Annotated in this window: 22 protein-coding genes; 17 read left to right on the top strand and 5 right to left on the bottom strand. The window is 38.1% G+C overall.

The window, feature by feature from the left end; translation table 11 throughout:
* The first annotated feature begins 9 nt into the window (after positions 1-9).
* The 3 genes from hslU to AC1Z3K_RS13870 are packed head-to-tail and all read left to right on the top strand — an operon-like array spanning position 10 to position 3116.
* Positions 10-1413, top strand: coding sequence for an ATP-dependent protease ATPase subunit HslU (gene hslU, locus AC1Z3K_RS13880; protein ID WP_426081454.1), 1404 nt, complete (start codon positions 10-12; stop codon positions 1411-1413).
* A gap of 26 nt (positions 1414-1439) precedes the next feature.
* On the top strand, positions 1440-2231 hold the full coding sequence (gene codY, locus AC1Z3K_RS13875; protein WP_426081456.1) for a GTP-sensing pleiotropic transcriptional regulator CodY: 792 nt from the start codon (positions 1440-1442) through the stop codon (positions 2229-2231).
* Positions 2232-2240: 9 nt separating this feature from the next.
* Positions 2241-3116 (top strand): aldose 1-epimerase family protein, encoded by an 876-nt coding sequence (locus AC1Z3K_RS13870; RefSeq protein WP_426081458.1) that lies wholly within the window; start codon positions 2241-2243, stop codon positions 3114-3116.
* 204 nt (positions 3117-3320) lie between these two features.
* Here AC1Z3K_RS13870 and AC1Z3K_RS13865 read toward each other — a convergent pair whose 3' ends face one another.
* On the bottom strand, positions 3321-3485 hold the full coding sequence (locus AC1Z3K_RS13865) for a transposase (RefSeq protein WP_461732976.1): 165 nt from the start codon (positions 3483-3485) through the stop codon (positions 3321-3323).
* 193 nt (positions 3486-3678) lie between these two features.
* Complete coding sequence (gene plsY, locus AC1Z3K_RS13860; RefSeq protein ID WP_461732950.1) at positions 3679-4311, bottom strand: glycerol-3-phosphate 1-O-acyltransferase PlsY; 633 nt, start codon at positions 4309-4311, stop codon at positions 3679-3681.
* A gap of 204 nt (positions 4312-4515) precedes the next feature.
* Between plsY and AC1Z3K_RS13855 the strand changes: the two genes are divergently transcribed.
* The 8 genes from AC1Z3K_RS13855 to AC1Z3K_RS13820 all read left to right on the top strand — a co-directional run bounded on the left by AC1Z3K_RS13855 (position 4516) and on the right by AC1Z3K_RS13820 (position 16114).
* On the top strand, positions 4516-4941 hold the full coding sequence (locus tag AC1Z3K_RS13855) for a CoA-binding protein (RefSeq protein ID WP_461732951.1): 426 nt from the start codon (positions 4516-4518) through the stop codon (positions 4939-4941).
* Positions 4942-5229: 288 nt separating this feature from the next.
* A complete protein-coding gene (gene parE, locus AC1Z3K_RS13850; RefSeq protein WP_426081462.1) occupies positions 5230-7263 on the top strand; it encodes a DNA topoisomerase IV subunit B in 2034 nt (677 codons plus the stop codon).
* Between the two features lie 237 nt (positions 7264-7500).
* The gene (gene parC, locus AC1Z3K_RS13845) at positions 7501-9972 is read left to right on the top strand and encodes a DNA topoisomerase IV subunit A (protein WP_461732952.1); all 2472 of its coding nucleotides are present in this window, start codon (positions 7501-7503) and stop codon (positions 9970-9972) included.
* Positions 9973-10241: 269 nt separating this feature from the next.
* Positions 10242-12488: a formate C-acetyltransferase gene (gene pflB, locus AC1Z3K_RS13840; RefSeq protein ID WP_426081464.1), complete on the top strand. Its 2247-nt coding sequence runs from the start codon at positions 10242-10244 to the stop codon at positions 12486-12488.
* Positions 12489-12628: 140 nt separating this feature from the next.
* Positions 12629-13393 (top strand): pyruvate formate-lyase-activating protein, encoded by a 765-nt coding sequence (pflA, locus tag AC1Z3K_RS13835; RefSeq protein ID WP_461732953.1) that lies wholly within the window; start codon positions 12629-12631, stop codon positions 13391-13393.
* Positions 13394-13558: 165 nt separating this feature from the next.
* Positions 13559-14485 carry a manganese-dependent inorganic pyrophosphatase gene (locus tag AC1Z3K_RS13830; RefSeq protein ID WP_461732954.1) on the top strand — a complete coding sequence of 309 codons (927 nt, stop codon included), beginning with the start codon at positions 13559-13561 and terminating at the stop codon, positions 14483-14485.
* A 207-nt stretch (positions 14486-14692) separates the two neighbouring features.
* Positions 14693-15601 (top strand): DUF1803 domain-containing protein, encoded by a 909-nt coding sequence (locus AC1Z3K_RS13825; RefSeq protein ID WP_461732955.1) that lies wholly within the window; start codon positions 14693-14695, stop codon positions 15599-15601.
* Positions 15602-15664: 63 nt separating this feature from the next.
* Positions 15665-16114 carry a helix-turn-helix domain-containing protein gene (locus AC1Z3K_RS13820; protein ID WP_426081468.1) on the top strand — a complete coding sequence of 150 codons (450 nt, stop codon included), beginning with the start codon at positions 15665-15667 and terminating at the stop codon, positions 16112-16114.
* On the opposite strand, the gene AC1Z3K_RS13815 is transcribed toward AC1Z3K_RS13820, so the two are convergent.
* Positions 16083-17018, bottom strand: coding sequence for a PTS sugar transporter subunit IIB (locus AC1Z3K_RS13815; RefSeq protein ID WP_461732956.1), 936 nt, complete (start codon positions 17016-17018; stop codon positions 16083-16085). The two genes, AC1Z3K_RS13820 and AC1Z3K_RS13815, sit on opposite strands and share 32 nt — an antisense overlap.
* Before the next feature lie 257 nt (positions 17019-17275).
* Positions 17276-17809 carry a DUF2179 domain-containing protein gene (locus AC1Z3K_RS13810; RefSeq protein ID WP_426081470.1) on the bottom strand — a complete coding sequence of 178 codons (534 nt, stop codon included), beginning with the start codon at positions 17807-17809 and terminating at the stop codon, positions 17276-17278.
* Between the two features lie 235 nt (positions 17810-18044).
* On the opposite strand from AC1Z3K_RS13810, the gene AC1Z3K_RS13805 reads away from it, so the two are divergent.
* The 4 genes from AC1Z3K_RS13805 to AC1Z3K_RS13790 all read left to right on the top strand — a co-directional run bounded on the left by AC1Z3K_RS13805 (position 18045) and on the right by AC1Z3K_RS13790 (position 21989).
* On the top strand, positions 18045-18482 hold the full coding sequence (locus AC1Z3K_RS13805) for a hypothetical protein (RefSeq protein WP_461732957.1): 438 nt from the start codon (positions 18045-18047) through the stop codon (positions 18480-18482).
* A 79-nt stretch (positions 18483-18561) separates the two neighbouring features.
* On the top strand, positions 18562-18984 hold the full coding sequence (locus tag AC1Z3K_RS13800; RefSeq protein WP_461732958.1) for a uracil-DNA glycosylase family protein: 423 nt from the start codon (positions 18562-18564) through the stop codon (positions 18982-18984).
* A 327-nt stretch (positions 18985-19311) separates the two neighbouring features.
* Complete coding sequence (locus tag AC1Z3K_RS13795) at positions 19312-21222, top strand: endonuclease MutS2 (protein ID WP_461732959.1); 1911 nt, start codon at positions 19312-19314, stop codon at positions 21220-21222.
* Between the two features lie 191 nt (positions 21223-21413).
* The gene (locus AC1Z3K_RS13790; RefSeq protein ID WP_426081522.1) at positions 21414-21989 is read left to right on the top strand and encodes a histidine phosphatase family protein; all 576 of its coding nucleotides are present in this window, start codon (positions 21414-21416) and stop codon (positions 21987-21989) included.
* An 86-nt stretch (positions 21990-22075) separates the two neighbouring features.
* On the opposite strand, the gene fabI is transcribed toward AC1Z3K_RS13790, so the two are convergent.
* Complete coding sequence (fabI, locus tag AC1Z3K_RS13785; RefSeq protein ID WP_426081474.1) at positions 22076-22831, bottom strand: enoyl-ACP reductase FabI; 756 nt, start codon at positions 22829-22831, stop codon at positions 22076-22078.
* 360 nt (positions 22832-23191) lie between these two features.
* Here fabI and AC1Z3K_RS13780 point away from each other — a divergent pair, with 360 nt between their 5' ends.
* Together AC1Z3K_RS13780 and AC1Z3K_RS13775 are read left to right on the top strand one after the other, a co-directional pair.
* Positions 23192-23491, top strand: coding sequence for a hypothetical protein (locus AC1Z3K_RS13780; RefSeq protein ID WP_461732960.1), 300 nt, complete (start codon positions 23192-23194; stop codon positions 23489-23491).
* Between the two features lie 516 nt (positions 23492-24007).
* Positions 24008-24202: a hypothetical protein gene (locus AC1Z3K_RS13775; protein WP_461732961.1), complete on the top strand. Its 195-nt coding sequence runs from the start codon at positions 24008-24010 to the stop codon at positions 24200-24202.
* Positions 24203-24459: the final 257 nt, after the last annotated feature.

Genomic DNA, 24459 nt, shown 5'->3' with positions numbered 1-24459 from the left:
ATAAATAGTATGAAAGAATTAAATAAAACACCAAGAGAAATCGTGAAAGAGCTGGATGAGTATATCGTTGGGCAGACAAATGCTAAAAAATCAGTGGCAGTAGCTCTTAGAAACCGTTATCGTCGGCTGCAGCTGGATGAAAAAATGCAGCAGGATGTCACACCCAAAAATCTGCTGATGATTGGACCGACTGGTGTAGGTAAGACGGAGATAGCCAGACGACTGGCGACGATTGTCAATGCGCCGTTTATTAAGGTTGAGGCAACGAAATTCACTGAGGTTGGTTATGTGGGCCGCGATGTGGAATCAATGGTTCGTGATTTAGTCGAAAATGCAATTAAAATTGTTGAAAAACAACAGTATAGTAACGTATACGCACAAGCTTTGCGAAAAGCCAATGAGCGTTTGGTTAAAGCGCTGGTTCCTGGAATCAAAAAAGAACAAAAGCAGGCAAGCGGCAATCAGTTTGATCAAATGATGAAAATGTTTAGCGCGGGACAACAGCCTGAAGAAACACAGGAAGAGGTTACTGAAGAAATCAAGGTCAATCGAAAAACCGTTTTGGATCAGTTGGAACGCGGACTTCTGGATCAGCGTGAAGTAACGATTGAAATTGATGAACCAAAGAAAACAATGCCGATGATGAATTCTGGAATGGAACAGATGGGGATTGATTTGGGTGAAACTTTAGGTGCACTGTCTCCGAGGAAAAAAGTGGACCGCACTGTTACAGTTAAGGAAGCACAGGAGCTTCTAGTTAAGGAAGAGTCTGCCAAAATTGTTAACGATGCTGATATTCATAGTGCAGCGATTAAGCTGGCAGAATCCAGCGGGATTATTTTTATCGATGAGTTTGATAAAATCACAACAAAGAATCAGCAAAATTCTGGTGAAGTATCACGAGAAGGCGTTCAAAGAGATATTTTACCAATAGTTGAAGGTTCTCAGGTGAATACAAAATACGGAGTCATTCAAACCGACCATATTTTATTCATCGCTTCTGGCGCTTTCCATTTGGCGAAGCCGAGTGACTTGATTCCAGAGCTTCAAGGGCGTTTTCCTATTAGAGTAGAGCTGGAAGACTTAACAGCAGAGGATTTTGTACGTATCCTAACGGAACCGAACAACGCTTTAATCAAGCAGTATATTGCATTGATTGGCACAGAGAATGTTACTGTAACCTTTACTAAGGAGGCGATTGAGCGAATTGCTCATATTGCGTTTACAGTAAATCGGGAAACAGATAATATCGGTGCCAGAAGACTCCACACGATTTTAGAACGTTTACTGGAAGAGCTGTTGTTTGAAGCTCCTGATATGCAGATGGGGGAAATAACCATTACAGAAGCATACGTAAACGAAAAACTAAATGACATTGCGCAAAATGAAGATTTAAGTCGTTACATCTTATAAGTATAAGCAGGAAAAGGGGTAGAATTATGGAAACTTTATTGGAACGGACACGTCAGATTAACCGCTTGCTTCAACAGAAGAATACGTTTGATTTGGAGGCTGATTTACCTTATGGTAAAATGGCAACAATTCTCGGAGATATCTTAGTGAGTAACGCCTATATTATCAGCAGCAATGGTGAATTGCTGGGCTACAATGAAAAACTAGATGTGAACAATGCCCGAGTGAAGCATATGTTTGAAGAAAAACAATTTCCTCAAAGCTATACAGATGCTGTAGGTGTCTTGCAGAAAACAGAATCAAATATTCAAATCAATAGTGATCTGACGGCCTTTCCTATTGAGTTGCGGGCAGAATATCCCAATGGCCTAACAACAATCATCCCTATTTTTGGTGCCGGCGAGCGGCTGGGAACAATCATCCTGGCGAAGATGGAAGGTTCTTTTACAGATGAGGATCTAGTATTAGCAGAATACAGCGGAACGGTTGTTGGTATGCAGATTTTGTATCAGCAGTCCCGTAGTATTGAGGCTGAGGTTCGCAGTGCAACTGCGGTTCAAATGGCAGTGAATACGTTGTCTTACAGCGAATTGAAGGCTGTCCAGGCAATATTTAAAGCTCTTGATGGAGAAGAAGGCCGCTTGACGGCATCCAGCATTGCCGATGAAATCGGTATTACTCGTTCTGTGATTGTGAACGCGCTGAGAAAACTGGAATCAGCAGGTATTATTGAATCACGTTCCCTGGGAATGAAAGGAACATACCTAAAGATTTTGAATAAGCAATTCATTAAAGAATTAGATAAAAAGCGGAAGTAGGGATGAGATATGACAATCGTCATTGAAAATGAGAAATTGAAAGCGACAATTGCTGAAGCGGGTGCTGAGCTAGTGAGTTTACAAAGCAAAGAAACCAATACAGAATATATCTGGCAGGCTGATCCTGCCTTCTGGGGTAGACACGCACCAGTTCTTTTCCCATTTGTCGGGCGACTTAAGGATGATCGGTATACCTATCAGAATAAGGTCTATCCGATGGGCCAGCATGGTTTTGCAAGAGATAAAGACTTTGAAGTCCTTGAACAAGGCGATGGTCTGGTTTCTCTTTCGTTAAAAAGCAATGACGAGACAAGAAAGGTCTATCCATTTGATTTCGAACTAGTTATCACTTACGAGCTTGAAGATAAGGGCATCAAGGTTTCTTATCAGGTAGAGAACACGGGGAAAGAAGAAATGCTGTTCTCTGTCGGGGGACATCCCGCATTTAATGTGCCTTTAGAAAAGGATTTGGATTTAACCGACTACTATTTTTCTTTGGAACCAAATGAGGACCGTATTCAAATTCCGCTTTCTGGACCTTATCTTGATTTAGAAAATAAAACATTGGGACAGACAAGTGCGGCTTTTGATTTAAGTCGGGAACTGTTTGTGAACGACGCGCTTATTTTTGAAACACCTGGAGCAAACAAGGTGATTATCCAAAGCGACAAAGGCGAGCGAGGAATTTCTTTAAGCTATACGAATATGCCTTTTGTCGGGATTTGGTCACCGTATGCTACTGAAGCACCGTTTGTCTGTATTGAACCATGGTGCGGAATTGCAGATACTGTGGAAAGCAATGGACAGCTAATTGATAAATTCGGCATCAATCGTTTAGCAGCAAACAAGTTATTTAAAACAGATTATACGATTGGTGTAAAATAATCGTTGAATAAGCAACTTTGCAGCTGAGTACAATGACAATGGTTTCATGACAATTGTGTTGGTAGGACAAAAACCGAATAAACTTGTAGAGCTTGAAACAAAATCAGAGGTATTCTGGTTTTGTTTCAAGTTCCTTTTTAGAACTAGGAGGACCGCTGCCAATGATTTGTGCAGCTAAGCCTATAAGTTCATTATGCTTTGCTTCTATAGCTGCAGAGCTATTGGTTGCGTATCTCCTTTTAATTTTGAGAAAAAAAGACCTTGAACAAGGTAAATACGTGAACGAAAATGATAGCAGTTGCGATACCCATAAGCTGCTCGCTGGATGTCTTTCATTTTGTTGTTCAATCCTTCTGTAAAACCATCAATTTGTGGTTCTGGCCGCTTTCATTTTATCCGTTTTTGTGTTTGAATACTCAAAAAAGTGCTGGTGGGTTTTCCTTTAGGAATTTCCACCAACACAAAATATTCTAGAACCAGTAAAATAAGACATAAGCAGCTGAATGTATCAAAAAACCAGAAACAAGCTATTTTAGCAGCTTGTCTCTGGTTTTTTTTATAATTATTTTTCTTTTTTTGCGTTAAGCCCGAAAGGCACTCTGTTTTCTGTTCCATTCTTGATTCGGCCAATGTTGTCTTTATGGCGGATGAAAATGAAGATAGTCAAGCCAGCAGCAATGGCTGTCAGCAGCCAATCAAATTGTGGTAATATTTGTGGAAAAATATAAGGTAAAAAGATAGTTGATAAGGTAATCAATACCGCACTGACCATACTAGTGACGCTAACCATACTGGAAATGAAGAGAGAAATAACGAAAATTGCTGCAGAATAAAGGAAAAACAAAGGATTATAGGCTAGTATCATCCCTGCACTGGTTGCAACAGCTTTTCCTCCTTTAAATTTAGCAAAAATCGGAAAGGTATGTCCTAATACAGCGGCTACCCCAAATATTAATGGATTGACAGCTATCGAAAATATCATTGGCAGACTAGTAGCTAGTGTTCCTTTTAAAATATCCATTAGTAAAACAACGATTCCTGCTTTTTTTCCTAAAATCCTAAAGGTATTGGTTGTTCCTGTTCCTCCACTACCATATTCACGAATGTCTTTATTAAAAAATAATTTCCCGATCCATACCCCGGAAGGAATAGATCCTAATAAATAGGCGATGAACAGTAATAGTACCAGCTTCATGTGTACGCCCCTTTCTTTTATTCAAACTAGACTTCATTTTATCATGAAAGATTTTTCCAAACAATCATGAATTCTTAATGGCTTTCAGAAAACTGGAAGGACTGACGATTGTAGCGGCATAGTCAATCTAACGTATAAAACAGATTTTTTTGATATTTAATGATAGAATAGAGAAAGATGAAGTAATGGAAAGGTGGATCAATCATGACATTTCAGAATCCGTCAGATGAACAAATTTTCTCTTATTTAAGAGAAACTAAGCGAATTGCCGTTGTCGGCTTGAGCAATAAAGAAGAGCGGACCAGTTATCAAATCGCAAAACTGCTTCAGGATAAAGGGTACACAGTAGTTCCAGTTAATCCTGTTCTTGAGGGGCAGGAGATTCTCGGCGAAAAGGTTTATAAGGATTTACAGTCTGTTCCGGGAAAAATTGATATCGTAGACGTTTTCAGAAGAAGTGAATTCCTGCCAGAGGTCGCCGAAGAATTTCTGCAAACAGATGCAGGTGTTTTCTGGGCACAATTGGGCTTGGAAAGTGAAGAAGCAGCTGAACTATTGAAAAATGCTGGACGAAATGATATTATCATGAATCGATGCATTAAAATAGAGCTAGCAAAAATGTCTTCTTAATGACTTTACGTATATTATTAAGAAAGAGCTGCCTATTTAGGTGTAGCTGAAAAAGACAGTGAAATCCGAATTTTTGAGATTTTTTGTGAAAACCAAAAAGAAAGCATAGCTTATAATGGAATAAGCGAGTATTTCTGAAGCAGAGGGACAGAAAAATTTCTAAAAAAATTCGTCACTGGTATTTTTAAGCACAACCTAGGAAAGCTCTTTTTTTTTGAGAGCTTTTAGAGTATCATTGTAATGATGTGGCTGAAGCTGCGAGAAATCCAAGTATAAGGAGTTTTTTCTTTGGTGAAAAAAGTAAACAATGAATATAACGATTCTTCCATCCAAGTATTAGAAGGACTGGAAGCTGTTCGTAAGCGCCCGGGAATGTACATCGGGTCTACTGACAGTAGAGGACTACACCATTTAGTCTATGAAATTGTTGATAATGCGGTAGATGAAGCATTATCCGGATATGGTGATGAAATTAGAGTAACGATTAATAAAGATAATAGCTTGACAGTAGAAGATTCTGGACGTGGTATGCCGGTTGGTATGCATGCATCTGGTATCCCGACTGTTCAAGTGATATTTACAGTGCTCCATGCCGGCGGAAAATTCGGCCAGGGAGGATACAAAACATCTGGCGGACTTCACGGCGTAGGGGCAAGTGTGGTTAATGCACTTTCTAAATGGCTGGAGGTTCGTATTGTTCGAGACGGTGTCGAGTACATGGAACGCTTTGAAAATGGCGGAAAGCCAGTTGGCACCTTGAAAAAAATTGGAAAAACACGAAAAAAGAATGGAACGACTGTAACATTTTTACCAGATGAAAAGATTTTTTCGACTATTAAGTTCTCTTATGAAACATTGGCTGGACGCTTACGGGAATCAGCGTTTCTTTTGAAGGGTGTTAAAATCGTTCTAAAGGATTTAAGAGAAGAGGAAACAAAGGAAGAAGTCTTTCATTATGAAGAAGGAATCAAGGAATTTGTTGACTATCTAAATGAAGAAAAGGATGTCCTTACTCCAGTGGTCTATTTTTCCGGAGAGAAAGATGGTATTGAGGTAGAGCTGGCATATCAATATAATGATGGTTTTTCAGAGAACGTATTGTCCTTTGTAAATAATGTTCGAACAAAAGACGGCGGAACCCATGAGGTGGGAATGAAGACGTCTATGACGAAAGCGTATAACGAGTACGCCCGCAAGGTGGGGCTTTTGAAAGAAAAGGACAAAAATCTTGAAGGTAGTGATTTCCGTGAAGGCCTAGCAGCTGTTTTATCTATCAGAGTTCCTGAAAATCTGCTTCAGTTTGAAGGTCAGACAAAAGAAAAGCTGGGAACACCATTAGCAAGAAATGCCGTAGATACAGCAGTAGGCGAGCAGATGGTCTTCTATCTTCAGGAGAACAACGATCTAAGTCAGATGTTGATTCGTAAGGCAATTAAAGCTCGGGAGGCTCGTGAAGCTGCCCGGAAAGCCAGAGAAGAAAGCCGGAACGGTAAGAAAAAGAAAAAAGAATCACTACTTTCTGGTAAGCTAACGCCTGCTCAATCCCGCAATCCTAAAAGAAATGAATTGTATCTAGTGGAGGGAGATTCTGCTGGAGGCTCCGCTAAACAGGGACGTGACCGGAAGTTTCAGGCGATCCTGCCGCTACGCGGAAAAGTATTAAATACTGAAAAAGCCAAGATGCAGGATATTCTAAAAAATGAAGAAATTAATACAATGATTTACACCATCGGTGCAGGTGTGGGGGCAGAATTTTCAGTTGAAGACTGCAACTATGATAAGGTAATCATAATGACCGATGCGGATACGGACGGAGCCCATATTCAAGTGCTGCTGTTAACATTTTTCTACCGTTATATGAAGCAGTTGATTAAAGCTGGTAAAGTATATATTGCATTACCGCCATTGTATAAAGTATCAAAAGGTTCTGGAAAAAAAGAAATAATGGAATATGCCTGGACAGATGAAGAATTAGAATTGGCAACAAAGAAAATCGGAAAAGGTTATATGCTTCAGCGTTATAAAGGGCTGGGTGAAATGAATGCAGACCAGTTGTGGGAAACAACGATGAACCCTGAAACAAGAACCTTGATTCGAGTGAAAATCGATGAAGATGACAAAGCGGAACGTCGGGTTACTACCCTGATGGGGGATAAAGTAGCGCCAAGACGTGAGTGGATTGAGAAACATGTTCAGTTTACCTTAGAGGAGGAAGGCAGCATCCTTGATAAGCAAGAGGATGAAACAGCTATTGCAGCACAGCCTGAGCCAGCAGCGAAATCAGAAGAACCGGTTTTTGAAGAAATTTCACTAGATTTATAATCGATGGGTTTTCTGTTTAAAGATAAGGATAAACGGGTACTTACAGCGACGATAGAAGAGCTGTTGTCTTAATGGCTTCTGTGAAGTAAAAGAAGAACTAACAGCAGATTAAATGAATTGAACCAAAAATGTTTAGCATCAAAAAAACCAGTTTGACATTTGGTTTAGTTGAAAATAGAACAAAGAAAGAGACAGGAATGATGCCCAAGTCTCAAACCTTGCAAAGGAGTGACGGTTTTGGAAGAACGTCAGGAAATTCAGGAACTGACTCTTGAAGAAGTAATGGGCGACCGATTTGGCCGCTATTCCAAATATATTATTCAGGAACGTGCATTGCCGGATATTCGAGATGGGCTAAAGCCCGTACAAAGAAGAATCCTGTATTCGATGAATAAGGACGGCAATACGTTTGATAAAGGCTTTAGAAAATCAGCGAAGTCAGTAGGAAATATTATGGGGAACTATCATCCTCATGGCGACAGCAGTATTTATGAAGCCATGGTGCGCCTGAGCCAGGATTGGAAGTTAAGAGAAGTTCTTATCGAAATGCATGGGAATAACGGGAGCATGGATGGCGATCCACCTGCTGCAATGCGTTATACAGAAGCCCGCTTATCGAAGCTTAGTGGAGAAATGCTGCGGGATATTGAGAAAGAAACCGTAGATTTCGTTTGGAATTTTGATGATACAGAAAAGGAACCAACTGTTTTACCGGCGAAGTTTCCCAATCTGCTTGTGAATGGTTCAACTGGGATTTCTGCAGGATATGCAACTGAGATTCCACCTCACAATTTAATGGAAGTCATCGATGGAACAATATACCTTATTGACCATCCCAATGCTTCACTGGCAAAAATTATGGAATATATCCCTGGTCCAGATTTTCCTACTGGGGGAATTTTGCAGGGAAAAGAAGAAATTAAAAAGGCTTACGAAACGGGCAAGGGCAAAGTAATTCTCCGTTCACAAACCAGAATTGAAGATATAAAGGGTGGTAAACAGCAAATTATCATCTCTGAGATTCCTTATGAGGTAAATAAGGCTGTTTTGGTGAAAAAAATCGATGAAATCCGTTTAAGTAAAAAAATCGATGGAATTGCTGAAGTGAGAGATGAGACTGACCGGACAGGGCTGCAAATGGTAGTTGAATTAAAAAAAGATGCAAATGCAGAAGGAATTCTTAACTACCTTTTCAAAAATACTGAGCTACAGATTAACTATAACTTCAATATGGTTGCAATCGATAAGATGACGCCGCATCAGGTAGGTCTGCTGCGCATTTTAGAAAGCTACATCACACATAGAAAGCAAGTGATTACCAATCGCAGCCGTTTTGAGCTTGAGAAGGCTAAGAAACGCCAGCATATTGTTGACGGTCTAATAAAAGCCCTTTCTATTCTGGATAAGGTAATTGCTACAATTAGAGGAAGTAAAGATAAGAAAAATGCAAAAGATAATCTAGTAGAGACCTATGCATTTTCTGAAGCTCAGGCTGAAGCAATTGTCACCTTACAGCTGTATCGCTTAACAAACACAGATATTACACAGCTGGAAGCAGAAGCAAAGGAATTAAACGAGGAAATTCAGAGCTTAAATGAAATTCTGAATAATGAAAAAACCTTGTTATCTGTCATGAAAAAAGAGCTGAGAGAAGTGAAAAAACAATATACTTCCAACCGCCTGACTAAGATTGAAGATGAAATCGAAGAAATTAAGATTGAGACAGAAGTTCTGATTGCACAAGAAGATGTCGTTGTTTCAGTAACTCAAGAAGGGTATATCAAACGCAGTAGTTTACGCTCGTATGCTGCTTCTAAACCAGAAGAGCTGGGGATGAAGGAAGGCGATTTTCCAATCTTCGTCGGCGAGGTCAACACGCTGGATCATATTCTGCTGATTACGAATAAGGCTAACGTCATTTACCGTCCGATTCACGAGTTATCTGATTTGCGCTGGAAAGACATCGGCGAACATATTTCTCAAACGATTGGGGGAATGGCAATCGATGAATCCATCATTGCTGTTTATCCGTATAAAACACTAGATGAAAACGCCGCATTTGTTTTCATTACTAAAGAAGGCATGATTAAGCAGACTAAAATGACTGAGTTTGAACCTTGGCGCACGTATCGCAGCCGTCCGGTTTCCTGTATGAAACTGAAGTCAGAAGATGATGAGCTGGTGAATGTCTGCAAAGTAGCTGAACCCTCTGGCTGGGATGTTTTCCTGGTTAGTCATCGCGGCTTTGGTTTGCGTTACTCGTTGTCCGAAGTACCAGTTGTTGGTGCAAAAGCTGCTGGAGTGAAATCAATTAATCTGAAAGAAAATGATTTTGTAGTAAATGGCCTGCTTGTTTATAAAAATGGAGATACGCCTATCACCATTTTAACTCAGCGAGGCAGTATGAAACGGATGCTTGCACAGGAATTAAATCAGCTAGGTCGTGCGAAACGTGGATTAATGGTACTTAGAGAGTTGAAGAGCAATCCTCATAGAGTAGTTTATATGGGAGAAAGCACAACCGAGACCAATCAGCAGCTGTTGATTCTCACTCAAAAAGGCAACCGTCTGACGATTAACTCTGCAGATGCTCCAATTAATGACCGTGTTTCAAATGGTTCATTTTTCATAAATGAAAAAGAGGAAACAGGCATCATAGAAGTTCATGAATTAGTTAGTCTGGAAATACCAGATGAAACTGTTCTATAAAAAATAGAAACAGGCTCGACTGTGTTAGTACAGTTGAGCCTGTTTTTTAGAACAAAAGAAACAGATGAGAAATGATTAAAAAACTATTAAGTGAAAATGTTCACAAAATTAAAATCCTTATATATCAAGGGTTATCCATAATTATTTTATAATATACCATAAATAGATAAAATAATAACAAGTAAAGGCTTGCATAAATCAGGAGATGTGTTATACTTGTCACATAAAGCTGTTATAGTTGTTAACAGCATATTCTAAGGAGGCACAACATGGAGCAATGGAAAGGCTTTAAAGGCGAAAAATGGAAAACATCGGTTGACACTCGTGATTTTATCCAAAGAAACTATACAGAATATACAGGTGATGACAGTTTCTTAGAACCAATCGCACCGAGCACTGACAAATTGTGGACAAAACTACAGGAATTATTTGAAGTACAGCATGAGAAAAATGGCGTTTACGATATGGATAACAATATTCCTGCAACTATTACGTCACATGCACCAGGCTACTTGATTGAAGAAGAAGAAAAAATCGTTGGTCTTCAAACTGATGTACCTTTAAAACAAGCATTCATGCCTTTCGGCGGGATCAACATGGCTAATCATTCATTAACTTCTAATGGTTATGAAGTTGATGATGAAATGACAAAAATCTTTACTGAGTGGAGAAAAACACATAACCAAGGTGTATTTGATGCTTACACTCCTGAAATGAGAGCTGCTCGTAAAAATAAAATTATTACTGGACTTCCAGATGCTTATGGACGCGGACGTATCATCGGCGACTACCGTCGTATCGCTCTTTATGGTATGGATTTTCTGATTGCTGAAAAGAAAAAAGACTTAAACAACACTGGTAACAAAGTTATGACTGACGATGTTATCCGTTTGAGAGAAGAAATTTCAGAACAAATCAGAGCAATGGCTGACTTGAAAACAATGGCTGCTACTTACGGCTGTGATATTTCTAAACCAGCTGCAAATGCACAAGAAGCAATCCAATGGTTATACTTTGGTTATCTTGGTGCTATTAAATCTCAAAATGGTGCAGCTATGTCTATCGGACGTGTTTCTGCATTCCTTGATGTTTATATTCAACGTGATTTAGACAATGGTGTCATTACTGAATTTGATGCACAAGAATTGATTGATCATTTGATTATGAAATTGCGTATGGTTAAATTCGCTCGCACACCTGAATACAACCAATTATTCTCAGGATACCCAATCTGGGCAACATTATCGATTGCTGGTATGGGCTTAGACGGACGTTCATTAGTTACCAAGAGTGATTTCCGTATCCTGCATACATTAACAAACATGGGACCATCTCCAGAACCAAACTTAACAGTATTGTATTCTTCTCATTTACCAGAAGGATTCAGAACCTTTGCATCTAAGATTGCAAAACAAAGTTCTTCAATCCAATTTGAAAATGATGATTTACTACGTGCTAACTGGGGTTCTGATGACTGCGCAATTGCATGTTGTGTATCTGCAACTGTAATGGGTAAAGATATGCAGTTCTTTGGCGCACGTGCCAACCTTGCAAAAGCAGTTCTTTACGCAATCAACGGCGGGGTAGATGAAAAGACTAAAATGCAGGTTGCTCCTAAATTCCGTCCAATGACTGGCGATACTTTGGAATTTGATGACTTCATGGATAAATTCAAAGATATCATGGACTGGTTAGCTGAATTATATGTAAATACATTGAACGTTATTCATTACATGCACGATAAACATGCGTATGAAGCACCTCAATTGGCATTTATGGAAAGTGATTTACAACGTACCTTTGCTACAGGTATCGCAGGAATCTCACATGCTGCCGATTCAGTAATGGCTATCAAACATGGTAATGTTCAAGTTATCCGTGATGAAGATGGATTAGCTGTGGATTATGTTCCACAAAATGAGTTCCCAACTTACGGTAACGACAACGAAGAAGCAGATGCAATGGCAAACTGGATTCTTGAGTACTTCATGACTCAAATCAAGCGTCAGCATACTTACCGCAATGCTAAACCTACAACTTCATTGTTAACAATTACTTCAAATGTTGTTTATGGTAAAGCAACTGGTAATACTCCTGATGGACGCCGTGCAGGTAAACCATTAGCTCCAGGAGCAAACCCAAGCTACCGTGACGGTAAATTCCTAGGTGAGAAAAATGGCTTGTTAGCTTCTCTTAATTCAACTGCAAGATTAGACTACACAAGTGCATTAGATGGAATCTCTAATACACAAACAATCAATCCAAACGGACTAGGTAAAGATGATTCTACAAGAATTGACAACCTGCGTAACGTAATGGACGGATACTTCGACAACGGTGGATATCATTTGAACGTTAACGTATTCACAAACGAACTATTATTGGATGCTCAAAAGAATCCAGAAAAATATCCTAACCTTACAATCCGTGTATCTGGATATGCCGTGAAATTCCGTGATTTGACACCTGAACAACAAGCAGATGTTATTTCAAGAACTTCACATGACAAACTATAATTTAAACAATTAATTGATATCGCCCGGGACAATTTTATAATTAATTTTGTTCCGGGTTTTTAAAATGAACTGGCGGATCGACCGGCATTATTAAGAATGCTTGTGTGGTTTCGACTTTTTAAAGAAATGAGAGAAGAAATATGACTGAAGCAGTTACAGGAAGAATCCATTCTACAGAAAATTTTGGTACCGTTGACGGGCCTGGTGTCCGTTTTATTGTTTTTACTCAAGGATGCCGTATGAGATGCCAATTTTGTCATAATCCGGACACATGGAAAATTGGTTCCGGCGGTAAAGTTGTTACTACAGATGAAGTATTGCAGGAAGCACTGAAATATCGTTCGTACTGGGGTGATAAGGGCGGAATTACTGTAAGTGGAGGAGAACCTTTGCTGCAAATGGATTTTCTAATTGATTTATTTAGAAAAGCCAAGGAACAAGGAATCAATACGACATTAGATACTTGCGGTAAACCATTTACTAGGGAAGAACCATTTTTCAGCCAATTCCAGGAATTAATGAAATATACGGACTTGATTTTGTTCGATATCAAACATATTGATAATGAACAGCATAAAAAACTGACTTCCTTAGGAAATGAAAATATTTTGGAAATGGCAGAATACCTTTCTGAGATTAATCAGCCAGTTTGGATTCGCCATGTTCTAGTACCAGAACGTAGTGATTACGATGAGTATTTGATTCGCTTGGACGAATACATACAGAAGTTAAACAACGTTGATAAGGTCGAAATCTTACCTTATCATACTATGGGGAAATATAAGTGGGATGATTTAGGGCTTGATTATCCATTGGATGGGATTAACCCGCCAACAGAGGAACGGGTAGCAAATGCTAAAAATCTTCTTCATGTCACTAACTACAAAGGTTATCTCACTCGTTGATAGCCTAGCTTAACCAGCTGCAGCTGATATGGATGCAGCTGGTTATTTTTCCGTGTCTTGAGAAGGCAACTGGAGTTTATGATAAAGAATAGATAAAACGGTTGTTTCTTTTCAATTTTTTGTTATTATTAATAATGAATGATTATAGAAGGAGTGAGTAAACCCATGTCAGAAATTTTTGTTTTTGGCCATCAAAACCCCGATACAGATGCAATTGGAGCTGCGATCAGCTTTGCATACTTACAAAAGGAATTAGGTAAAAATACAGTGCCGGTTGCTTTAGGTACACCTAGCGAAGAAACGCAATACGCACTGGACTATTTTAATGTAGATGCACCGAGAATTATTGAAAAAGCTGGTGACGAAACACAAGAGGTAATGCTGGTCGATCATAATGAATTCCAGCAAAGTGTTGCTGATATTAAGGATTTAACTATTCTTTCAGTTGTAGACCACCACAGAATTGCTAACTTTGAAACGGCTGATCCATTGTACTACCGTGCGGAGCCCGTTGGTTGTACAAGTACAATTATCTATAAAATGTTTAAGGAAAATAATGTTACCATTCCAAAGCAGATTGCTGGGATGATGGTCTCTGCAGTTATTTCTGATACATTGCTGTTTAAATCGCCTACGTGTACAGAGGAAGATATTCAGGCGGCTAATGCTTTAGCAGACATCGCTGAAATCAGTTTAGAAGGCTATGGACTAGATATGCTGAAAGCAGGAACAAACCTTAGTGGTAAGCCTGCTGAAGTATTGCTGGATCTTGATGCGAAGAGCTTTCCAATGGGAGCGAAAAGCGTCCGTATTGCTCAGGTAAATACTGTTGATTTGAACGAAGTGCTAAATCGTCAAGTGGAGTTGGAAGCGGCAATGAATGCTGAACGCGCTGCAAATCACTACGATCTTTTTGTATTGATTATTACAGATATTCTTGCAAGTGATTCAGAGCTTCTAATCGTTGGCGATTCAATGAATGAAGTTGAAAAAGCTTTTGATATTAAGCTGAAGAATAACCGAGCATTCTTGAAGGGCGTTGTTTCCCGTAAGAAGCAAATTGTACCTCAATTAACAGAAGCATTTAGTTAATCAACATATACGGCTGAAGCGGATTGCTTCAGCCGTTAAAATGTTTACTGTACGTATTTAAGAGAGAGGATAATTTTTTATTGTCTTCCATAAAAATTACATAGGTAATGAGAGTTGGCTAGGAAAGCTTCTCCAGCTGTCATGAACATGTTTGATTCTAATGATTCAAAATGTATCTAAATGGTAGTAGAAATGAGTGTGAAGTGATTGACAGAAATAACTTATTATTTTCAGCATAAAAAACAAGCAAAGCTAAATAAATTAGTTAATAATTCATTATTCAATGAAGTCGTTGCTTATTTTCAGAAGCATCAACAAGAGGAGATTATTCTGCGGGATTTAAAAAAGGTTTTTTCTGATAAAAGCTTTGAGCAGTTTTTAGAGGAAATGATTGATTTTAGATTAATTTCTCGTCAAGAACGTAGATATTTTTTAACTATTTCTTTTTTTTCAGCGGAAGATTTTTCAAAAGTTTCAGAGGAAAAAATAAATGAAGTAGAGAAACGCATTAATGGCTATACTGAAATAGAGAAAGTAAACTTTTATGGTGAAATGCTTTGGGATAGCCTTTTCACAGAAGAACAGGATTATTTCTTTGGTGTGGCTTCTTCAGCAGCTCCAGTTTTTTTTGAGAAAAACACTGCTGGAAATGAGCAGTTATCCTTTGTTTCCATTCATCCTAAAAACAGCTATCCTTTTGATTTGCCAAGCTATTTTACAGCAATTGCAGCATTAGGTACAGGTGGTATACCGAACAGCTATCAGCCGCTTCAACAGCTTATCGGTGATGTAGATAGCCATTATTTTGCTAGCCAGGCCTTTCGTGTCTTTCGTTCTGTTATTAAAAAAAGAAGAATAGCAGATAAACGCAACATCTTTTTAGAAGCACTGCTTTTAACAGGAGATTTATCTCAGGAGGATAATCAATGGGAGCTGAGCTATCCAGTTTTAAATAAGGAGAATCTAAAACCAGCAGTACATTATGAGGAGTTGTCTGTTTATCAAGAGGCGGCTGATGCGCAGGAACGTGTATTTATGAAGCATGTATTTTATCAGCAATGTCTGCTTAGGTTTTTAAAAACTGGCCAACAATTAAGATATTCTATATATAGTTAACGATATTTATATTATGTAAACTAGTTTGTTGTTCACACATAAATGAGAGAGGGGGCAAGTAGGATGATTGATTTGAATCAAGTGCTGACATTTACCGAGGCTGCTGAAAGATGGGGGTTAGCCAGCGGTAATACACTGCGCCAAGCTGTTTCCAGAGGTCGTTTTCAGGAAAATGAGATTCGAAAAAGCGGGACGGTTTGGCTGACAACTTACGAGGCAATGAGCAGAGTGTTTGGTCCTTTGCCGGAGCAAAAAGATAATCCTCCTCTTAAATTTGAGCAATCTATTCTTTACAGCATTATCCTTCACAAGGGAACTGATTCGATTGAGTTTTCTGAAATAGAAAAAGAAGCTGAAACGGCCTTCAAAGAAGGACGACAGCTTCAAATTTTCGAACGATTTTTTGGAAAAGAAATAACACTGTTTCTCTTTTCCTCGAAAAAAGAGTGGTCGCAATGGCTATTACTGGCAGAGCGATCATTTATTCCCAGGACACCAGACCAAACAAAGTAGATTTCCGCTGTTTTTTTGGCGGAGGGGTTTCCCATTGCGGCGGACTAATTTCTCTTGTATACTCTGAGTTAGCGACAATCTCATCAAAAATTGATGCATACTGGTGAGCTTCCGGCTCACCTTTTTTTATTGCTAAATTGCTACTGTCAAAAACATAGACTGGTATAGCATAGTCTTCAAACCAATGTCTTATTTTCTCAAAAGAAGAGTTAGCGAAAGGAACGGCTAAGACGCCATCAATTCTTCGAGAAAGCTTAGGAAACTCATCGCTGGAAAGCTGACTGGTATTACCAAAAAGAACGCGGATATCAAAATCTTTTTCTGGTTTAAAGTCAAAGAGTGCTTCTAAAGAATAACTTCCTGTTAAAACACGCAGACCAGCAGCTTCCCAAACTGAAAAGAAAGACTTAAAAAAAGCATCATTTCTATCTGCACCTAAAACCAGCAGCTCGATATTTTTGTCACCATTTTTTGTTTCAGGATGTTTGCCTGAGGTAGAAGAACGCTGGTAGTCCAAAGCAATCAGCTCTTCCAACAGATTTTCATAGGCAACCTCACCATTCATTGTGCCAAAGGTTTTCATTCCAATATCTTCAACGATGGTTGGATAATCCTCCAGAATTTCCCGTTTGTATTTAGTCATATGTCTTACTTGAGGAGAAACAAAGACTACGTCAAAGGTTGTCCCAAAATCATACGCATTCACTGGACTTATGAAGTCGATTCCCCCATAAGCAAAGACTAAGTCATAATTCCCCTCAAACTCTTTTTTTCTACGAATGATTGTCCCTACATCCTCAAAAACAGCTGTCAAAGGGGATTTTAGAGTCTCAATCGCTCGAACAATTCGCTGGCAAAACATACTAGAGGTCATTCCGCCTGCACATCCTACATATATAAACATAAAAATCACCATCCTTGTCACCAACTCGTTACATATTTAGTTTAACAGATAATTGATGATTTGAAAAGATGCTGGATTCTTAAACAGAAAACTAGTCTAATTTTTTCTATGCCGCACACCTTTCTCTACATATAGTTTACCAATTTTCTTAAGTTTAGCGCCAATTATTATTTACTTGCATTTATCTATTTCGGTTGCTTAAAACAAAAAAGTAGGGCATTGATCAGATTTTTTCTGATTAATGTCCCACTCTTCTTCTAATTTCTTTTTCTAATTTTTTTAGTCCAAAAGCCGCCGGAAATGTATTTTGGCTCATAGGAAATAATAAAAGCTCTTGGTTCAATTTCATTAATCAAATGATAAAGTTTGCGTTCATTTTTTCTGGGTGAAAGAATTTCCAAAACGATTCGTTCGCCATCTCTACCCATTGCTACACTTTCCGTAACACCATAACCGTTTTCTCTTAACCGTTCGGGAAGATTCAACTGTTTAGTTGTGGAAGGCAGGATTACAGTCACCATGATATAGCCTAAAGCTAAATAATCCTCAATTTTTATGCCGACACTAATCCCAACTGCATAGCCAAGAGCATAGACAAGCAGATTTAAAGGATCATCAAGTCGATTCAGCACCATGCTCAGTCCTAAAACATAAATTGTAATTTCAGCCATACTGACAATTGGAGCAAGTAGACGATAGCCCTTCATTGTCAGCATGAACCGAATCGTATTCAGCGTGATATAGGCAAAGTTGATTACAAAAATCATTAACAACATTTTTAAGTCAATCATAGCTATCCTTCTTTCAAATCAATTCATCATATCTAGCCATTATAGTACAAAGATGGGCGTATTTAAAGAAAAATGGGAAAAGTTTTTCAATCTGTTCTTGTTGTTAAAAAATAGAAAAGGAACATATGTGCTCGTTTTTACAAAAGTTACTATTTGAGCAATTTCGTGTAAACTTAGCGATCGAGGACACTACTTTAAATAATAAAATACTGTTATTGATGAAAGAGGGAATGAGATGTTAGCAATTGTTGGAAGTATTTTGCTTGGAGGAGTTGCCGTTCTATATGTTTTATTGGCATTAGGTGCTCCTTTAGGAGAATTTGCAATGGGGGGTGCCCATAAGATTATGCCAAAGAAAATGAGAATCACCTGTGCTGTCTCTGTTTTGATACAGCTACTTGGTATTTTTGTTTTGCTTCAATTAGGAGGGATTTTTTCTGTTGGATTTCCCCAAATTGCAGCCAAATATTTGGCTTATGGGTTCGGCTTTTATTTTGGACTTAATGTATTGATGAATCTGGCTTCAAAGAGTTCCAAAGAAAGACAGGTAATGACGCCGTTAGCTTTCATAACAGCGATTAGTTTTTTATATATGGCATTTCTCAGGCATAATGATAGCAAAATGGAGGTAATAAATACAGATAAGACAGGAATTACAAGCAGCAGCAGCTGAAATTTTTCCAAAAGAACAGGCACAAATTCTATCTTATTATCCTGATTCGTCTATTCAGGCAGATAAGATTAAGGTTCTGATGATTAATGAGGTGACTGCAGATATTCCGGAGAATGATTTTTACAGCAAAAGCAGTGATACGCCATTTTACATGACAACGACTATTCCTTTATTTAAAAAAGCGGGAATTGAGGTGGAGACCATCGATGATATTCTTGATTTAGGAATATATATCACAAATGCTGTAAAGCTTCCGAAAAAAGAAACAACGATTAGCACAGCACGGATTAAAGAAATTGTCCCATTATTAGAGAAGGAAATTGCTTTGTTTCCAAACCTTCAAGGGGATATAGCTAAAAAAGCATTTAACATGATTACAAAGCAGCAAACAGGGAAGAATGCAGTTCCTGCAACATCCACATATCGCTTACGAAACAGTGAGCTTTACTACGATAAGATTAGACTGTTTCCTGCCTATATTATGACCGGAAAAAAATCTTGATTGAAAAATCCAAAGCAGCAATGACAGCAGAGGATATCGCTAAGATGGTGGCGTATGTAAAATAAATGTATTGCTTTTTTGAATCAGTTCGGTATAATAGTGTCTGTAAATGAAATTGTTCAAAAATGAAATGAGGACTATTGATGAGTGTTTTAGGTATCTAATCTAGCAATTTAATAAACAAGTAAGTACGCTTATTTGTTATGCTTATGAGATGCCTGTCGAAATATATACGTAGATTATTCAGACGGTGGGATTTTTGCCGTCTTTTTTTGAGCAATTTTATTCGTCATTCGTCAGGTATCTTTTCTGAAAGGGATGGATATCATGGATAAAAAAATATATAACGCATTACAATTTAACTTAATTAAAGATGAAATTAAAAAATATGCCTTTAGCAGCTTTGCTAAGCAAAATATAGAAAAACGAGAACCTTCTTCTTCATTGGCAACTGTTCAAAGATGGCTGGATGAAACAGAAGAAGCAACGATTATTCTTGCCAGTGGTCAGCACGTTCCATTTATGGGGCTGACTCGAATTGAACAGCTAACCAATCAAATTACTAAAGGTCTTGTTTTAGAACCTGGTGAATTGATTGAATACGCGGACTTCTTGAGAAGCTTTCGATTAATCGCTAAGCTATTTGAGAAAAATCAGTACCAAACACCGATTCTTTATTCTTATACTAATGATTTGGCAGACTTCTCCGAGATCTCAGAAGCAATTTATGACTCTGTTCAAGGGGGCAGGGTAAAAAGTGAAAGCTCTAAGGAACTAAAACGAATCAGAAATCAAATCAGTAAGCTGGAAAAAGAAATCGATCAGCGTTTACGCAAATTTATGTCAAACAGTCAAAATCAGCAAAAGCTTCAGGATCGTCTCGTCCTTATAAAAGATGAACGTTACACAGTTCCTATTAAGACTGAGTTCAAGCAAAAGGTTGCAGGAACGATTATTGATCAGTCTTCTAAAGGAACGACTGTTTTCATTGAGCCGGATACAGTGAGAAAGTACAATGATTTACTAATTATGGAAAAAGCAGCAGAAACAGGAGAGGTTTATCAAATTCTGGCCTATCTGACTGGACTAATTGGGGAAAAAATGACTGAACTCACATACTGTATTGATGTCATCACTGAACTCGAAGTTATCTTTGCTAGAGGAAAATATAGCCGGTCCATTAAGGGTACTAAGCCTTCAGTAAATAAAGAAGAACGGATTGTTTTAAATAAGGTTCAGCATCCACTCCTGAAAGATCCTGTTCCGTTATCACTGGATTTAGGAATTGATAACCGGGCACTTGTAATTACAGGAGCAAACGCTGGCGGTAAAACGATTGTGCTAAAAACAGTTGCATTGATGTCGCTAATGACGATGTTTGGTCTTTTAATCTCAAATGGTCCTGGTACAGACATTGCCGTCTTTGACAACGTTTTTATTGATATCGGAGATCAACAAAGCCTTGAAAATTCCCTTAGTACGTTCTCTGGACACATGCAGAATTTATCCGAGATTCTAAGAAAAGCAAATCGGCATACCTTAGTGCTGCTGGATGAGATTGGAAGCGGCACAGAGCCAAATGAGGGTGCGGCATTAGCGATTGCTCTTATGGAAGAGATGTATAAAAAAGGCAGTTTGCTGATTGCTACAACGCACTTTGGAGAGATAAAAGAATTTGCCTTACAGCATGAAGACTTTATGACTGCGGGTATGGCCTTTGATGCTGAAACATTAACACCGAAATATAAATTATTGTTAGGGGAAACGGGAGAAAGCCACGCCTTCTGGATTGCTGAGAAAATGCGTATTAGTCCTCTGGTATTGAAAAATGCTGAGGCTTATCTAAACCATCGTTCTTATGATTTTGGCAGAACAACATTTGAACTTGCTGCTAAACCAGTGAAACAGACAACAGCTGCTCCAATTCAAAACTTTTCCAAAGGAGACCGAGTACGAAATAACGATACTGGAAAAATCGGCTTGTTCTATGAACCAGTGGATGACTATTACGGAAAGGTTTATGTAGAAAAGGAAATGGAAGATGTCCTGCTTAAGCGTCTGACATTAATTAGTACGGCAGCAGAGCTTTATCCTCAGGATTATGATCTGGATAGTTTGTTTGAAGCCTTTGCAGAACGAAAATATAAACGAGATTTAGTTAGAGGATCGAAAAAGGCGCATAAAAAACTAAATAAAGAAATGAAAGAGCGCCGGAATGAAAATGAATTAGGTAAATGATATAAAATTATTAAGAGACTGCAGCGGTTTAATAGACTATGGAAAAGATAAATATTGCTTTTCCTCTATTAAGTTGTTAAGCAGCTCTTTTTTCTGCAGATAAATATTGATTATCTCTCAAAAAGCATTGACCTGTACCTTACTTGACAGTATAAAATTAATAGGAGAAGAACAATAATAGGGGAGGGGATATAGTGAAAAAGACCTTTTACATGATGCGTCATGGTCAGACACTATTTAATTTAAAAAGAAAAATACAAGGGGTTTGTGATTCACCGCTGACTGAGCTCGGCATTCAACAAGCTGAAATTGCAGGAAAATTCTTTGAAACGATTGAACTTGATCATGCATATAGTTCAACAGCTGAGAGAGCAAGTGATACTCTGGAAATTGTTACAAAAAATCAAATGCCTTATAAACGATTAAAAGGTCTAAAAGAAATGAATTTCGGCGTTTTTGAAGGAGAAAGTGAGGAGCTTAACCCAGAGGATAAGGAGAAGGCGAATTTCTTTGTTCAATTTGGTGGGGAATCCAAGGCAATGGTTCAGGAGCGTCTGGTTAGAACTTGCCGAGAAATCATGAGAAATGAAGATCATCAAACGGTACTTGCAGTTTCTCATGCGGGCGCTTGTGTTTATTTTCTCGATGTCTGGCAGGATATTACTGAAGAAATGAACAAGGGGGTTCCAAACTGCCTGATTTTGAAATATGAGTATGAAACAGAAGACGAGTCTTTCCGGTTGTTGGAATCCTATCGGCCAGTCTAACGAATAAGATTGACTAGAAAAAATTATCCCTCTCAGTTGGCAGAGTAGTGAACTTCTGCCAACTGAGAGGGATTTAAAAATTTGTTTTAAGTCAAATGAACCCCTTTATCGACATAAACAATATCTCCAATAATACCACTGGAGAGAGGACTAATTAAAAATGCACAGGTATTTCCCACCTCTTCAATTGTCACGCCAACCTTATCAGGTGTTCGATCATCAGAAAGCTGGATCAGTTTTTGGTAATCTTTGACACCAGTCACTGCCAAAGTTTTAATAGCACCAGCAGAAATCCCGTTCACACGAACGCCTTTAGTTGCTAGTTCAGCAGCTAAATAGCGGATAGCTGATTCCAGGGCTGCTTTAGCGATCCCCATCATATTGTAATTAGGAATAGCGCGAACCGCACCTAGATAGGACAAGCTGACAATGCTGCTGCCTTCATTCAGTACAGGCAAGGCATACTTAGCAACTGCAAGCAGCGAGTAACTGCTTATGTCCTGTGCCAATGCATAACCGTCTCGGCTAATATCTGTTACGTTTCCAGATAACTCTTCTTTATTTGCGTAAGCTACTGAGTGGACAATGCCATCAATTTTTCCAGCTTCTTTTTCAATAAGCTGAAATGCAGCAGCTAGACTATCGTCATTTGAAACATCGCATTCCACTAGTAGAGCGGAGCCGTCAACTAAGCGCTCTAGTGATTTTTTCATCCGCTCATTTTGATAGGTATAGATGATTTCTGCTCCTTGATCAATCATTGCTGAGGCACAGCCCATAGCGATGCTGCGCTTATTCGCAACACCCATAACTACAATTTTTTTACCATTTAAAAATCCCATTCAATTGTACGCTCCTTAATCAGCAATCATGTAATTGCTAAAGTTAAACTAAGTCTCTTCAATCATTTGAAGACTGTATATCTATTATTAAATAAAATACTTTGATTGTCAAAGTATTTGTGATGAAAAATATTTTTTTAGAAGAAGAAAACCCTATGATTACAGATGTTTACTGATCCTTCATGTTAAAAAAGCATAAAAAAAGTAAGTGATATTTACTTGAAATAGCTGAATAAGAATTGCCAAAGCTCCACTTCATAAACAGTGAGGTTTTTGTTTTCTTTTAAAGAAAATTGAACAGCAAAGAAGAGAAGTGTATACTTAACAGACTATATGATAAGCAAAAAGGGGAGAGCACTTGTGAATATCAATGAACATTTAGTTTTGGTCGCTATGGAGGAATGTGCTGAGATACAGCAGGCACTATCAAAGGCTCTACGGTTTGGATTTGATGATTATCGGCCTAGTACACCTGACGAGACAAATGAAGACCAAATTTTAACTGAGTATTATCAATTAACTGCAATGATTGAAGAACTGCAGCATAAAAATATCTTAAAGTCTCTTACTGAAGTAGAAATTATGGAAATAAAGAGTAAAAAAATCAATAAGGTTTATAAGTATGCTGAGTATTCAAAACAAAGGAAGTTGTTGGAATGATACGGTTACACTGTAAAGACAGATTAGTAATTTATATGCTGATAAAATGATAATAACTGGAAATCTAAACCTTAGATATGTTTAGTTTCGGATATTAAAATAGCTAGTTTCAATAGTCGCAAGTCACACAGAAATTTTTCTCTGTGTGTTTTTTTGGCTAAAACATAGATACTAGGGTACTTTGATTCCGTCTTATTTGTGAAAAGCCAGGGCTATGATGTTTTGTATAAAATCAGAATCTAAGGCAATTCTATTCCCGCTGCTTCATATCTGATCTGAAGGAGATCCGGAAGTCAATTTTAAGTTTAAAATATCTTGTCTCAAAAACGAGTGTTTATGGGAGGAGGAACAATGAAGGATAATCCTATTGAACGATTCGAGCAGCATTTGAAAGATTTAGAGAAACAAGGAGATTTTTGAGCCTGACGAAAGAGGATATCATATTTAACAGTAGATAACATGGTGATATACTGAATTTAAAAATCTATTTAGATAATACGAATAAGGGAGTGCTTTATGGGAAAACAATGGGGGCATGGCTATCACACAAGAAAAATGAAGGGACGACAAGAAGCGTCTTGGACTGTAGGAGCTATTGGCTTAACTTATTTGGTTGCCAAAAGAGGATATAAGTATCTCGAAAAGAAGTATCCTGAAAAAATTTCAGCGGTAAAAAGAAAAAGTAACTATTTCAAAAATCAAAAAATATAGCCGTTGATTACTTAACTCTAATATGAAACATACTAAGATTAGTGGGTAGAATATCTTACCCACTATTTTCTGTTTGTAGCGTATAGTGAGAGTCAAAGGAAGCTCGAATCTTATTACTCAGAATTAGAGGATTCTTCTTATTGTTTTTAAAGCAATGATTTGTTGAAATGGGAAGCTCTTAACGGCTCTGAATAATTTCTGTCATTTTCATTTAGTGTGAGAAATGGTAACTATAATTTTGATGGAAAGGGCCAAAT

It is taken from the genome of Enterococcus sp. LJL128 (genome assembly GCF_056924295.1).
Note: the sequence above shows the minus strand (reverse complement) of the source record. Positions and strands in the feature narration are given on the sequence as shown.

Coding starts and splice junctions, on each gene's coding strand:
- pflA (WP_461732953.1), top strand. CDS start 12,629: ATGACTGAAGCAGTTACAGGAAGAATCCATTCTACAGAAAATTTTGGT.
- hslU (WP_426081454.1), top strand. CDS start 10: ATGAAAGAATTAAATAAAACACCAAGAGAAATCGTGAAAGAGCTGGAT.
- AC1Z3K_RS13855 (WP_461732951.1), top strand. CDS start 4,516: ATGACATTTCAGAATCCGTCAGATGAACAAATTTTCTCTTATTTAAGA.
- pflB (WP_426081464.1), top strand. CDS start 10,242: ATGGAGCAATGGAAAGGCTTTAAAGGCGAAAAATGGAAAACATCGGTT.
- plsY (WP_461732950.1), bottom strand. CDS start 4,311: ATGAAGCTGGTACTATTACTGTTCATCGCCTATTTATTAGGATCTATT.
- AC1Z3K_RS13810 (WP_426081470.1), bottom strand. CDS start 17,809: ATGATTGACTTAAAAATGTTGTTAATGATTTTTGTAATCAACTTTGCC.
- codY (WP_426081456.1), top strand. CDS start 1,440: ATGGAAACTTTATTGGAACGGACACGTCAGATTAACCGCTTGCTTCAA.
- AC1Z3K_RS13800 (WP_461732958.1), top strand. CDS start 18,562: ATGATTAATGAGGTGACTGCAGATATTCCGGAGAATGATTTTTACAGC.
- AC1Z3K_RS13805 (WP_461732957.1), top strand. CDS start 18,045: ATGTTAGCAATTGTTGGAAGTATTTTGCTTGGAGGAGTTGCCGTTCTA.
- AC1Z3K_RS13830 (WP_461732954.1), top strand. CDS start 13,559: ATGTCAGAAATTTTTGTTTTTGGCCATCAAAACCCCGATACAGATGCA.
- AC1Z3K_RS13795 (WP_461732959.1), top strand. CDS start 19,312: ATGGATAAAAAAATATATAACGCATTACAATTTAACTTAATTAAAGAT.
- AC1Z3K_RS13815 (WP_461732956.1), bottom strand. CDS start 17,018: ATGTTTATATATGTAGGATGTGCAGGCGGAATGACCTCTAGTATGTTT.
- AC1Z3K_RS13775 (WP_461732961.1), top strand. CDS start 24,008: ATGGGAAAACAATGGGGGCATGGCTATCACACAAGAAAAATGAAGGGA.
- fabI (WP_426081474.1), bottom strand. CDS start 22,831: ATGGGATTTTTAAATGGTAAAAAAATTGTAGTTATGGGTGTTGCGAAT.
- AC1Z3K_RS13820 (WP_426081468.1), top strand. CDS start 15,665: ATGATTGATTTGAATCAAGTGCTGACATTTACCGAGGCTGCTGAAAGA.
- AC1Z3K_RS13870 (WP_426081458.1), top strand. CDS start 2,241: ATGACAATCGTCATTGAAAATGAGAAATTGAAAGCGACAATTGCTGAA.